This window comes from Cobetia sp. BL01, assembly GCF_056493605.1.
The window spans coordinates 516,569-529,375 of record NZ_JBVBEE010000003.1; the positions used below are offsets into that span (position 1 = coordinate 516,569).

The window sequence follows — 12,807 nt, forward strand, 5'->3', positions numbered from 1 at the left end:
GACGGGTCGCACTGACCTGTCCCCGCCATGGCGGAAAGGATTCACCATTCACGCTTGAAGGAGATCCCATGTCAGATTCCACGGAAACCACCACCCCGCAAGACATCCGTCACGGCACCACCCGAGCGCCCGCCTGGGTATGGCAGGGGCCGGGAGAGCCTGAGGCGCTCGAGCAGACAGAGGTGGACATCGGCGCACCGGGAGATGACGAGGTACTGGTCGCCACGCGTGCCATCGGCCTCAATCCCGTCGACTGGAAGTTCATGGCGATGGACAGCGAGCTGTGGCAAGCCGGTCAGATTCCCGGGGTCGATGCCTCGGGTGAGGTGATCGCCTGCGGCGCGAATGTCACCCACGTCTCCCCGGGAGACCGCATCGCGGTCCACACCACCCTGGCGGGGCCGGGTACCTTCAGCAAGCGTCTGCGGGTCCCAGCGCGGGCCGTGATGCGCCTACCCGTTACCCTAGGCTTCAATGACGCCGCCGCCTTCCCCTGCCCGGCGCTGACCGCATGGCTCGCAATCGAGAAGCTGCCAATCAAGGCCGGTCAACGCCTGCTGATCACTGGTGCCTCCGGCAGCGTGGGCCGCTGGCTGATCCAGCTGGCCCGACAGCGCGACTTCCATGTCATCGCCGCCGCCTCCATGAAGCGCCACGCGGACCTCAAGACGCTGGGCGCCGTCGAGACCCTGACGGACGCCGAGCAGCTGGACGCCCCGGTCTACGCCGTGATCGATACCGTCAATGGGGATCACGCCCGCAAGATGACCCGCCACCTGGGGGCCAACGGCCATATCGTCTGTATCCAGGACCGTCTGGAGCAGGCGGCCGCGCCGGCCTTCGATCGCGCCATTTCGCAGCACGAAGTCGCACTCGGAGCACTTCACTGGGCGGGTGACGACGAGGACTGGGCACGCCTGGTCGCAGCAGGGGAAGGTCTTCTGGAAGCGATCGCCGATGGCTCCCTGAACCAGCCGGCGCCCTGTATCGAATCATTTACGGCGCTGCCAGCCTGCCTTGCCGAGCTGAAGCGTGGTGAGCGCCGAGCGCTGAAATTCGTGATTACCGCCAACGAGTAAGGTGCATGGCAAAGTCCACGCGACTGTTACGTTAGTGTAAAAAAGCTAATGCAAAGTCGTAAGGTTGACGTCGCAGTATGCAAGCCTCATATAGGAAGGGCAAAAATGGATATGCGCCCATCATTCACGACTAAATACCGGGCGCGCTTAACAGGAGTTCTAGAATGTCGACTACCCTACCAAATCCCGGCTTTGGGACTTACCGTATCGAGGGCGAAACGCTCCGTGACAGCCTGAACACCGCGCTTGAGATCGGTTATCGTCACTTTGATACCGCGCAGTTTTACGGCAACGAAGCCGAAGTCGGACAGATCATCGCCGACAGTAAAGTGCCGCGCGAAGAGCTCTTCATCACCACCAAGATCTGGCATGACCGTTTGGTACCGGGTGACATGGAGAAAAGCGTCGAGGAAAGTCTTGAGCGCCTCCAAATGGACTACGTCGACCTACTGCTCATCCATTGGCCGTCGCCGAATGATGAAGTGCCGATGGAAGATTATCTGCCGGTACTGGCCAAGCTGAAGGCAGCGGGCAAGGCGCGCCACATCGGGGTGTCCAACTTCACCTGTGAACAGCTGGAACGTGCTGTGGGCATCGTGGGGCGTGATGAGCTGCTCACCAACCAGATCGAGGTCCATCCGTTTCTGCAAAACCGCAAGGTGATCGACAAGTGCCACGAGCTGGGCATCGAAGTCACTGCTTTCATGCCACTGGCAGTCGGCAAGGTGATGGACGATGACACCCTCAAGGCCATCGCCGAACGTCATGACGCAAGCCCGGCGCAGATCGCCCTGGCATGGCTAAAGATGCAGGACATCGTCACCTTCCCGTCCTCCACCAAGGCGAAGAACATCGAGAGCAACTTCGAGGCCTTCTCCATGTCACTGACCGGTGAAGACATGGCGAAGATCGCCGAGCTGGATCGCGGTGAGCGCATCGCCAACCCGGATTTCGCCCCTGACTGGGACTGATGACCCTCAGGCCTGTGCCCGATGCCACGTAAGAGAAATGAAAAGGCCTCCTTCGGGAGGCCTTTTGCGTTGCTGTCCAAGGATACTGGCAGACAGACTTCGACGCCGCGGCCGGCAATCGCTCAATCCTTTAGCCGCCAGACCCGAGTGATGCTCTGCGTACCGGGACGCGGCGATGCCAGGTCATGCTCATGCAGCAGATAGATCACCGTACGCGCCTTGAACCAGCCCTCCAAACGCTGTGCCATGCGCTGTGCCGTGCGCGCATCCAGCCCGGAGAAGGGTTCATCCAGAATCAGCAGCCCCGGATCCGTCAGTACCAGGCGCGCCAGTCCCAGGCGCCGCGCCTGCCCGCCCGAGACCTGCCGACCGCCCTCACCCACTCGGGTGGCGAGGCCCTGAGGCAGTTGCGCCCCCCATTCGGCGAGATCCACCGCCTCCAGTGCCTGCCAGACATCCTCATCACTGGCCTGACGCGCGCCCAGCCGCAGGTTGTCGGCAAGGCTGGCATCCAGCAATTCCACCTGTTGGGTCAGGCATCCCACGGCATGGGCCAGTGACTCGGGCGAGCAGGCGTCGATGGGCTGTCCGTTGAGCGTGATGCTGCCGCTCTGCAGCCGGGTCTGGCCAGTCAGCAAGGCCGCCAGCGTGGACTTGCCGGAGCCGGAAGCACCGCAGATGGCCATCTGGGTGCCGGGGGTGATCTCGAGGGTGATCTCGTCAAGCGCCTCGAACCAGGCGCCGGGATAGCGCCACGACACCTGCTGGATCTGCACCTGCACGGCACCGCTGGCCAGGGTCTGCCGACCTTCCAGCGGCCGCGTGGCGGAGGACAGCTCATTGAGTCGCTCGGCAGCGCCCAGGGTAGCACCGGCCTGAGTGAAGGCCGCCGGCAATCCCGCCAGCCCCTCACTCAAGGCCATGGCCGCCAGCGGCAGCATGACCATCACCGCCGGTGTCAGTCGCTCATCCGTCATTCCCTGCATGGCGGCCGCCAGCAACAGCAACCACGACAGGCCGATCACCAGACTGGCCAGGCCATTGCCGATGGCCGTGATCACCGCCAGTCGCCACTGATCTCTCAACAGGCAGGTCTCGATCTCATCCAGGCGCTGACGGGCACTGCCCAGCGCCGCATAGGCCTCAAGCTCCGCCTGACCACGCAACGTCTCCATCAGCGCCGAGCGCAACGACTCCAATGTCGTGACGCGCCGCCGACTGGCCACCAGCCCCCAGCGCGCCTGCCCCAGCGTCAGCCAGGCCCAGCCCAGCAACAGGAACCCCGCCAGCCACGCCGCCGTTGTCGGCAGCCAGACAGCGACCAGCGCCACCAGCACCGCGATCAGACCCAGCGCCATCAGTGGCGGAGCCGCCAGGCGCAGGTAGAGCGCATCCAGGGTGTCGATATCCGCGGTAAGGCGATTGAGCCAGTCACTGGAACGCCGCACCGCTACCCGCGCGGGGTCCATCGTCACCAGTGCGGCGAAGGCAGAGCCGCGCAGGCTGGCCAGCAGACGCAGGATGGTGTCGTGGTTGTAGAGCCGTTCCAGATAGCGCGACACGGTGCGCGAGACGGCGAACAGCCGAATGCCGCTGCCCGGGGTGTAGACATCCAGCGTCATGCCCACACCGGCGGCCAGCGCAGCCCCCGTCAGGGCGGAGGCGGTGATGAACCAGCCGGAAACCGCCAGCAGGCCGAGCGCCGAACAGGCCGTCAGCATCATCAGCACCACGCCGAGTATCAGACGGCGACGGTATTGATCATGCAGGCGCCACCAGGGGGCCAGACGCGTGAGCGCCTCGCGCAGGGTCACGCCGTCAGTCTCGGGATGCGTCACGCTCGTCCTCCTGTTGGCTCGTCGCCGTGGCTGTCATTGGCAGGATTCGCCCCTCCTCCAGCACCAGATGGCGCGTCGCCATGGCGATCAGCGCCGGATGGTGGGTCGCGATCACCAGGGTCCGCCCTTGAGCACTCAGCCACTCGAAGCCCGCGATCAGATAACGTTCCGTCTCGGCATCCAGACTGGCGGTGGGCTCATCGAGCAACACCAGCGAGGCATCGCTCAGAAACACCCGCGCCAGCGCCAGCCGCTGTGCCTGCCCACCGGACAGCCCGCGCCCGCCTTCGCCGAGCGGTGTCGCGATGCCTTGCGGCAAAGCGGCAAGCTCGGCCTTGAGCCCTGCGCGCTCAAGCGCGGTGATGATCTCGGCGTCACTGGCCTGCGGCGCGGTGATACGCAGATTGTCGGCGAGACTGCCCTGCATCAGCAGCGGACGTTGATCCATCCAGGCCAGACGCGTGGCGGGGGCTATCTGACGCTGCCCGCTGTCCGGGGCGACGAATCCGGCCATCACCTGAAGCAGCGTCGACTTGCCCGCCCCGGAGGCCCCGCTGACGACCAGCACCTCGCCCTGCCTCAGCGCGAGATCCAACGGGCCCAGTACCTGCCCGCGCTCGGGGTGGCTCAGACGGACATCCGTCAGACACATCAGCTCGCCCGTCGCGTCTGGGCGGGTATCGGCGTGGCGAGGCGGCGCCATGTCGGCAGCCTCGAGAATCTCCATCAGAGTCTCGGAGGCGGCCAGCGCCGAGGCGCGATCATGGTAGAACTGCGACAGGGTTCTCAGCGGCTGGAAGAACTCGGGGGCCAGCAGCAGGATCACCAGCGCGCTGAAGAGGGTCAGCTCATCGGCTGGCCCGATGGGAATGTCACCAAGCAGGCCGAAGCCGATGTAGATGGCGACCACGGCGATGGACACCGAGGCAAAGAACTCCAGCACCGCGGATGACAGGAAGGCGAGCCGCAAGGTGCGCAGGCTGCGCTTGCGGTAGTCATCGGCCACCAGCGTCACCTCGCGGGTCGCCAGCTCCCCCAGCCCGAACAGGCGCAGGGTGGTGATGGCGCGCACGCGATCCACGAAGTGGCGCGACAGCCGCGCGACAGCCTGGAACTGGTCACGATTGAGCGACTCGGCCCCCATGCCGACCAGCGCCATGAACAGCGGTATCAGTGGCGCGGTCAGCGCCAGCAGGATGGCTGCCAGCCAGTCCAGACTGACCACGATGGCCAGAATCAGCAGCGGCGTGATCACCACCAGACGCATCTGCACATGAAAGCGCGCGAAGTAGCCTTCCAGGGCTTCCACCTGCTCCACCCAGCGCTGGGCGAGATCGGCGCTGTGATACTGGGCGGCACGCACCGGCCCCAGCGTCTCGAGTGCCGTCAGTACCTCGCCACGAATGGCCTGTCGCAGTCGCTGGCTGGCACGCTGGGCCAGCAGCTCCTGACCACCACTCGCCAGCACCCGCGCGCCCAGCAACCCCAGCAGGCCGATGAAGGGCCACCACAGCGCCCCCAATGACTCGGGATGCTCGTTGGCTTCGGTGATCACCCAGGCCGTCAGTACCAGCTGGGCGACCGTCAGGATACCCGCCACGACCCCGGACAAGGCCGCAAACCCAAGCAGGCGACGCTCTCGCGTCGCCTGCTGTCGGAGCCATCTGCCTGCGTGGCGTCGTTCACGGGTGCCCCGGTCAGCCTTGCCGACCGGGGCCTTGAGTGACTCAGTGATAGCCGACCCCCTGTACCTTGCCGCGGAACACCCAGTAGCTCCATGCGGTGTAGCCCAGCACCATCGGAATGACGAACAGCACGCCCAGCAGCAGGAACAGCTGCGACTCCGGCGCGGAGGCCGCGTCCCACAGGGTGATGTCCGGCGGCACCAGATACGGCCACTTGCTGAAGATCAGCCCCAGATAGGTGAACAGGAACAGTCCCAGCGTCGCGACGAAGGGCTGCCCTTCCTGACGCTTGTTGACCGCCCGCCAGATCAGCGCCGCACAGCACAGCGCCAGCACCGGGAAGACCCAGAACACGCCCAGATGGTCGAACCAGCGTTCCCGCACATACTCATCCACGAACGGGGTGTAGAGGCTGATGACCGCGAAGCCCACCAGTACAGCGATCAGCAGCTTCGGCGTAATGCGATAGGCCCATTCCTGCACCTCGCCCTCGCTCTTCATGATGGTCCAGGTGGCGCCCAGCAGCGCATACCCCGCCACCAGCGCAAGTCCGGTGATCACGGTGAACGGTGACAGCCAGTCGAAGGCGCCGCCCACGTAGACATGCCCTTCGGTGGCGAAGCCCTGGATGTAGGCGCCGACCACCACGCCCTGACAGAAGGTCGCCAGGAAGGAGCCGCCACTGAAGGCGATGTTCCACCAGTGACGATTGCGCGAGGACTTGAAGCGGAACTCGAAGGCGATCCCCCGGAATATCAGCCCCGCCAGCATCAGGAAGACCCCCAGATACAGCGCCGGCAGCAGGATGGTGTAGACCGCCGGGAAGGCCGCCAGCAGCCCGGCCCCGCCCAGCACCAGCCAGGTCTCGTTGCCGTCCCAGATAGGCGCGACCGAGTTCATCATCACGTCACGGGCGTGCTCATCGGGTGCGAAGGGGTACAGGATGCCCACCCCCAGATCGAAGCCATCCATCAGGATGTACATCATGACGCCGAAGCCGATGATCAGCGCCCAGATCATTGTCAGATTGATCATTTCCATCAGCTCAACTCCTTACCGTGCGGCTGGCATCATCGTCCAGACTCTCGTGCGCGGCGGACAGCGGGCGCATCGCGGTCTCGACATCGTCATGGGGCAGTTCCGGTTGCATGCCACCACGGATGACGCGGGTCAGGTAGTAACTGCCGGTCACGAAGACCACCAGATAGACCAGGAAATAGCCGATCAGCGTGGTAAGCACCATCCAGCCGGTGAGTGACGGCGTGATGGCCTCCTGCTGGGTCATCATCTCGTAGACCAGCCACGGCGAACGCCCGGCCTCGGTCACGAACCACCCCGCCAGCACGGCGAAGAACGGCGCGATGGACATCAGACGCAACGTCTGCAGGAAGGGACGCGAGCGATAGAGCTTGCCATCGCGGCGCAGGAAGACACCGATGAAGGCCACGGCGATCATCAAGAGCCCCATCGCCACCATCACGCGGAACGACCAGAACACGAACCACACCGGCGGCTGCTTGTCAGGTGCGACCTCCTTGAGCCCCGGCACCACGCCATCGGGGTCGTGGGTCAGGATCAGACTGGCCAGCTTCGGGATCGCGATCTCGAAGTGGTTCATCTGCGCCTCCTTGTCCGGCCAGGCGAACAGCAGGAGCGGCGCGCCCGACTGGGTCTCCCAGTTGCCTTCCATCGCGGCGACCTTGGTCGGCTGATGCTCCAGCGTGTTGATGCCGTGCATGTCACCCACCACCGCCTGCGCCGGTGCCAGCACCAGCAGCAGCCACATGCACATGGACAGCGCACGCTTGTTGGCGTCGACATCGCGCCCGGTCAGCAGATACCAGGCACTCACCCCCGCCACCACGAAGCCACCGGTCAGAAAGGAGGCGATCGCCATGTGGGCGAAGCGATACGGCAGGGAGGCATTCAAGATGGCAGCGGCCCAATCCTTGACGAAGAAGTGGCCGTCCACCATCTCCACTCCCGCAGGTGTCTGCATCCAGCTGTTGGTGGAGAGAATCCAGAAGGCGGAGATGAAGGTGCCCAGCGCCACCATCAGGGCCGCGAACAGGTGAACCCCTTCCGGCACCTTGCCACGCCCGAACAGCAGCACGCCGAGGAAGCCTGCCTCAAGGAAGAACGCCGTCACCACCTCATAGCTGAGCATCGGCCCGATGAAGTTGGAGCTGGCATAACTGAAGTTGCTCCAGTTGGTGCCGAACTGGAAGGCCATCACGATGCCCGAGACCACCCCCATGGCGAACACGACGGCAAACACCTTCACCCAGAAGGCGGCAAGTCGGTCCCAGGCAGCATTGCCGGTCTTGTAATAAAGACCGTGCAACAAGGCGACATAGGAAGCCAATCCGATGGTGAACACCGGAAAGACGGCGTGGAATGACACGACAAATCCGAACTGTATTCGCGACAGGATCACGGGATCCAGTTCCATGGGCAACTCCTCACGATAACGATCATCAGGATGGCTGGGCATGTCCCTTCTGGCGGGAACTTGGCCGACAGCGGTTTCAAGTTGTTGACGCATCGAGGGCGGAAAGATCTCTCGGAGATATCCCACATCGAAAGAGAAATGATCCGGCACTCACGAGGTCATGAGTCCAAGTATAGAAGTCTGGCAGATTGGTGTCGCATAGCATGTTGTCGCAGGACAAATTGCCGCAGCGACCCGATGCCCCATATAGAAAAACTCAACAAGACGGTCTTCTCGCAATATTTGACCATGAACATTGCATCAGGCGGCAAGCTCTCCTTGATCGCTCATCGCCATGATGAGCGCCTGTAGGCCTTCACGACTTGATCCATATCAAGCACTGAGTTGAATCAGCGCAAGTGGGGGTGTTGTGGGAATAATCAGGGATGTGAAAGCAAGTGCAAGAGCGAATAACGGCGAAGCGCCTTGCGACAGAGAAACGGGGTCAAGATAATGAGGAGGTTTAGAACAGAGAAGCAGGTCACGCGAGAACCGAGCGAACCATACCGAACACATCGAGACACCTGATTGCCGGGGTGTCTCGATGCATGCCGGTTTCTGCTGGCTTCAGCAAGAGCCGATGTGGATCACACCACGCCTTTCGCCTTCATCTCGCGCAACACGGCTGACACGTAGTGCATTTCCGCCGGGGTGCCCAGCGACATGCGACACCAGCCGTCTGCCGGCGGGAAGGCACGGCCGATCAACACATGACGCGCCTTCATGTCCGCCTGGAATTCCTTGAGCGGCCTGGAAATGCGGTGGAAGACGAAGTTGGTCTGACTGGGCAGATACTCCCAGCCCAGCTCATCGAGCGTCGCGGTGAAAATGGCACGCGCTTCGTCGTTGCTCTGCTTGCTGTGGGCCAGAAACTCCGGTGACTGCATCGAGGCCGTCGCCGCCATGACCCCGGGGTAGGACAATGTCATGGCGTCATCTTCCACGTAATGCGAGACATGCTCGAGGCGCTCGGCATCGCCCACCGCATAGCCGACCCGCAGCCCCGCCATGGCGTGGATCTTGGAGAAGGTCTTGAGCACCAGCACGTTCTTCGCGCCCCCCGCCACCAGACTGTCCGCGGAGCGGAAGGCCGGGTCATTGACGAATTCGGCATAGGCCTCATCGATGATGAACAACGTGTCGGAGCGGCTGGCGTTGACCCAGGCGTAGAGCGCATCGCTTGAGATGATGGTCGAGGTCGGGTTGTTGGGATTCACCAGATAGACGATGGACGGGCCGGCGTGGTCCGCCACGGCCTGCTGCATGTCGGAGAGCTTGAACGACCAGTCCTCACGCGAGGATGGCACCTTGTTGATCGCCAGATCATAGAAGCCGGCGTACAAGGCACCATCGCCGTAGGTGAGTTCCGGGATGACCAGCTGAGTGTCCGGGGTCGCATGCGCCAGCACACTGGCCCGAATCGCATCGGATGAGCCCGGCGTGAACAGCACGCTTTCAGGGGTCACCTTGTGATGCGTCGCCACCAGTGACTGCAACTTGCCCATGTGGGCGAAGGGATAACGATTGGAATGCGCGATGGACGCCGAGGCCGCACGCTGCGCCGAGGGGGCCATGCCGAGGGCATTCTCGTTGTAGTTGAGTCGCACCGGTGCCTTGGCGGAAGGCGTGAGCGTGGCCGCCGTCGCGGGGGCCTCCTTGGCGAAGGCCTGCGGAATGCCGGGGAGGAACTGTCCGAGGGCCGCGCCGGCAAGCGCTGCGCCACTCATGCCCAAAAAGCCGCGCCGTGAGGGAGACGCCGGCCGCGCCTTGCGCGCCGTCTCGCCGGCGCCCTGCCCTGTCATGCCTTGCTCATGAAGGCTCTGCTCTGGCCCAACCGCCTCTGCTACCACCGCCTCTAAAACGTCAGTCATGTCATGTCCTTGTCGTTATATTTATTGATACTTTATGAGCAAAACCAACATATAAGACTTTCGTAAGCCTCACAATCCATCACGCGGTTGCGCCGCCGTAACTCGATACCCCGCTTCTCGCAACGCCGCCAGGGGCCACTGCCGGCGGGCATGTCTTTCCCTTGCCCCTTTTCCTTTTCCTTTTCCTTTGCCCGTTATCAGCGAGCCGCTTTTCGCCGGCCGCTTTTCGCCGGCCGCTTTTCGCCGGCCCTTCCCTCGCACTTCTCTTCAGTACCTATCCAGCACCTCTCTCCAGTACCTATCCAGCACTCTCTCTCCAGCACCTCTCCAGCACCTCTCCAGCACCTCTCTCCAGTGCCTTTCTTCAATGCCTCCCTTCAGTTCTTCTCAGCAGTTCTTCTCAGCAGTTCTACTCAGCAATTCTTCTCACCAACGCCGGCAGCATGGGCATCGACGTGCGAAAAGTTCCTCGATTCGTGCAAAGTCTGGCGCTGCGCAAAGGTTTTCTGGCATTTCGCAAAACATCGGCCGCCCCTCACGGTGAATAATAATCATTCTTATAAAAGCACTCAGGGAACGCCAACGTGTCACATCCATCCGCGCCATCTTCACTGCCGCTGTCACGACTGACCCTCGCCATCGCGCTGGCTAGCGCTGCATCTCCCAGCCTGGTGTCGGCTGACGAGACGCGTGAGCTGCAAGCCATGACCATCGTCGGTGAAGCGCAGACCTCCACCACCGAGTTGACCCGTGACTACACGGTCGGCGCCAGCACCCGCGCCAATGGCCTGACGCTGTCACCGCGCGAGACACCGCAGTCGATCAGCTTCCTGACCCGCCAGCAGATGGAGGATGAGGCGCTCACCAGCACCACGGAAGCCGTCAACCGCCTGCCGGGGGTGTCCTCCAATCGTCTCGATGGCACGCGCACCAACTTCCAGTCGCGTGGCTACTCGATCCGCAATTTCCAGTTCGATGGCCAGCAGAGCAACACCAGCAGCTTCTGGCCCTTCGGTGACGCCGAGTGGGACACCGCCATCTATGATCGCGTCGAGGTGATTCGCGGGGCCACCGGCCTGATGACCGGGGTGGGCGACCCCTCCGCCACCGTCAACTTCGTACGCAAGAAGCCGCTGGAGGAAGCCGCCGCCAGCGTGACGGGCGCCGTGGGCAGCTGGGACCGCCGCCGTGGTGTGGTGGATGTCAGCACGCCGCTGGATGATGCCGGCAAGGTCGGCGTGCGCTTCGTGGCCGCCAAGGACCGCTCCGACAGCTTCATGGATGACGTGGAGAATGACCGCGAGACCCTCTACGGCGTGATCGCCGCGGAACTGACACCGGATACCGAACTGAATGTCGGCGTCGAATACCAGCGCTACGACCAGGACGGCGCCTATCTGGGCGTGCCGCTCTACTACACCGACGGCTCGCGGACCGATTTCGATCAGTCAGTCGCCAACAATACCGAGTGGGCCCACTTCTTCACCGAGAACACGCGTGGCTTCGCGGACCTGACCCACTACTTCGCCAATGGCTGGAAGGCGACCGCCGCCTACAGCCACGGCGACGCCAATTACGGGCTGACCTACAACTACCGTGGCGGTTACGTCGACCGTGACAACGGCATCCTCTACTACGACACCAACCGCCAGGTGCCCACCGGCTCCTATCTGCTGGACTACCGCGGAGACCGGACCCAGAAGAACCTCAACCTGAGCGCCGAAGGTCCCTTCGAGCTATTCGGTCGCGAGCATCAGCTGGGCTTCGGCTATATGCAGCTGAAGGAAGAGTACGAGATCTGGAGTCGCACTCCGGCGAGCAGCGTGCCGGCGCTGGGCAGCTTCACCGATCGTGACGACCCGGCGCTGGCCGAGCCCGAATGGGGCGAGTGGGGCCTGAGCGATGACACCGAGACCAGGCAGGAAGGCTTCTACGCCGTCACGCGTTTCTCGCTGGCAGACCCCGTGCATCTGATCCTCGGTGCCCGCCTGACGGATTGGGAGATCGACCAGGACTACCGCGGTGAGCGCAGCTATGAGTACAACGACGAGTTCACGCCCTATGCCGGCCTGATCGTCGACATCACCGACAACCTCACCGCCTACACGAGCTACACGCAGATCTTCAACACCCAGAGTGAACGCGCCCCCGATGGCGCCCTGCTCGATCCGCTGGAAGGCACCAGCTATGAAGCGGGCCTGAAAGCCGAGCTGTTCAATGATCGCGCTGACGTATCCTTCGCCGTCTTCCGCAGCGAGCAGGACAATCTGGCCGTCGAGATCCCCGGCGTCTATGTCGCGGGCACCACCGATCAGGCCTACACCGAATCCGACGGCGCGGTGGTGGAAGGGTTCGAGCTGGAAGTGGCCGGTGAAGTCGCCCCGGGCATCAACCTCTCCGCCAGCTACGCGCTGGTGGATGCCGAGGATTCCGATGGCACCCAGCTCAATACCAGCTATCCACGCCAGCAGGCCAAGGTCTACGCCACCTGGCAGCTGCCCGGTGACTGGTCACACCTGACCCTGGGCGCCGGCGGCACCTGGCAGGGCGACACCTATCGTGACGCCGATACCCCGACCGGCACCGCCAAGGTCGGTCAGGGCGATGTCTTCCTGGCCAACGCCATGGCGCGCTATCGCATCAATGACCACTTCAGCACCCAGCTCAACGTCTCCAACCTCTTCGATGAGGAGTACTACACCCAGCAAGGCTTCTACAGCCAGTACCTCTATGGTGCGCCGCGCAGTGCCCTGCTGAGCATGACCTACGACTTCTGAGGACAGGCGCGTCATTTCTCATGGCCAGCCCTTCCGATGGCCAGCCTTTCCTCTGGACAGCCTTTCCTCTGGACAGCCCCTCAGGTGCAGGGGCT

At 63.2% G+C, this 12,807-nt stretch carries 8 protein-coding genes; 3 read left to right on the forward strand and 5 right to left on the reverse strand.

Annotated elements, in window-relative coordinates; translation table 11 throughout:
* The first annotated feature begins 68 nt into the window (after positions 1-68).
* Together ACZYGA_RS08555 and dkgB are read left to right on the forward strand one after the other, a co-directional pair.
* On the forward strand, positions 69-1,079 hold the full coding sequence (locus ACZYGA_RS08555) for an alcohol dehydrogenase catalytic domain-containing protein (RefSeq protein WP_479398867.1): 1,011 nt from the start codon (positions 69-71) through the stop codon (positions 1,077-1,079).
* Positions 1,080-1,243: 164 nt separating this feature from the next.
* Positions 1,244-2,050, forward strand: coding sequence for a 2,5-didehydrogluconate reductase DkgB (gene dkgB, locus ACZYGA_RS08560; protein WP_213114452.1), 807 nt, complete (start codon positions 1,244-1,246; stop codon positions 2,048-2,050).
* 122 nt (positions 2,051-2,172) lie between these two features.
* Here the strand turns inward: dkgB and cydC are convergent, their stop codons facing one another.
* From cydC to ACZYGA_RS08585, 5 genes are all read right to left on the reverse strand, one after another.
* Positions 2,173-3,888 carry a thiol reductant ABC exporter subunit CydC gene (gene cydC, locus ACZYGA_RS08565; protein WP_404627391.1) on the reverse strand — a complete coding sequence of 572 codons (1,716 nt, stop codon included), beginning with the start codon at positions 3,886-3,888 and terminating at the stop codon, positions 2,173-2,175.
* The gene (cydD, locus tag ACZYGA_RS08570; protein WP_479398907.1) at positions 3,869-5,623 is read right to left on the reverse strand and encodes a thiol reductant ABC exporter subunit CydD; all 1,755 of its coding nucleotides are present in this window, start codon (positions 5,621-5,623) and stop codon (positions 3,869-3,871) included. The genes cydC and cydD overlap by 20 nt, the downstream gene beginning before the upstream one ends.
* Positions 5,616-6,614: a cytochrome d ubiquinol oxidase subunit II gene (cydB, locus tag ACZYGA_RS08575; RefSeq protein WP_077375744.1), complete on the reverse strand. Its 999-nt coding sequence runs from the start codon at positions 6,612-6,614 to the stop codon at positions 5,616-5,618. The genes cydD and cydB overlap by 8 nt, the downstream gene beginning before the upstream one ends.
* A 4-nt stretch (positions 6,615-6,618) precedes the next feature.
* Positions 6,619-8,025 carry a cytochrome ubiquinol oxidase subunit I gene (locus ACZYGA_RS08580; protein WP_479398869.1) on the reverse strand — a complete coding sequence of 469 codons (1,407 nt, stop codon included), beginning with the start codon at positions 8,023-8,025 and terminating at the stop codon, positions 6,619-6,621.
* Between the two features lie 626 nt (positions 8,026-8,651).
* Entirely contained in the window at positions 8,652-9,935 is a 1,284-nt protein-coding gene (locus ACZYGA_RS08585; RefSeq protein ID WP_479398871.1) for a pyridoxal phosphate-dependent aminotransferase, read from the reverse strand.
* A gap of 584 nt (positions 9,936-10,519) precedes the next feature.
* Between ACZYGA_RS08585 and ACZYGA_RS08590 the strand changes: the two genes are divergently transcribed.
* Complete coding sequence (locus ACZYGA_RS08590) at positions 10,520-12,712, forward strand: TonB-dependent siderophore receptor (RefSeq protein ID WP_479398872.1); 2,193 nt, start codon at positions 10,520-10,522, stop codon at positions 12,710-12,712.
* Positions 12,713-12,807 lie beyond the last annotated feature (95 nt).

Excerpts from the sequence above, each read along its gene's own strand:
- ACZYGA_RS08555 (WP_479398867.1), top strand. The coding sequence starts at position 69 with ATGTCAGATTCCACGGAAACCACCACCCCGCAAGACATCCGTCACGGC.
- dkgB (WP_213114452.1), top strand. The coding sequence starts at position 1,244 with ATGTCGACTACCCTACCAAATCCCGGCTTTGGGACTTACCGTATCGAG.
- cydB (WP_077375744.1), bottom strand. The coding sequence starts at position 6,614 with ATGGAAATGATCAATCTGACAATGATCTGGGCGCTGATCATCGGCTTC.
- ACZYGA_RS08580 (WP_479398869.1), bottom strand. The coding sequence starts at position 8,025 with ATGGAACTGGATCCCGTGATCCTGTCGCGAATACAGTTCGGATTTGTC.
- ACZYGA_RS08585 (WP_479398871.1), bottom strand. The coding sequence starts at position 9,935 with ATGACTGACGTTTTAGAGGCGGTGGTAGCAGAGGCGGTTGGGCCAGAG.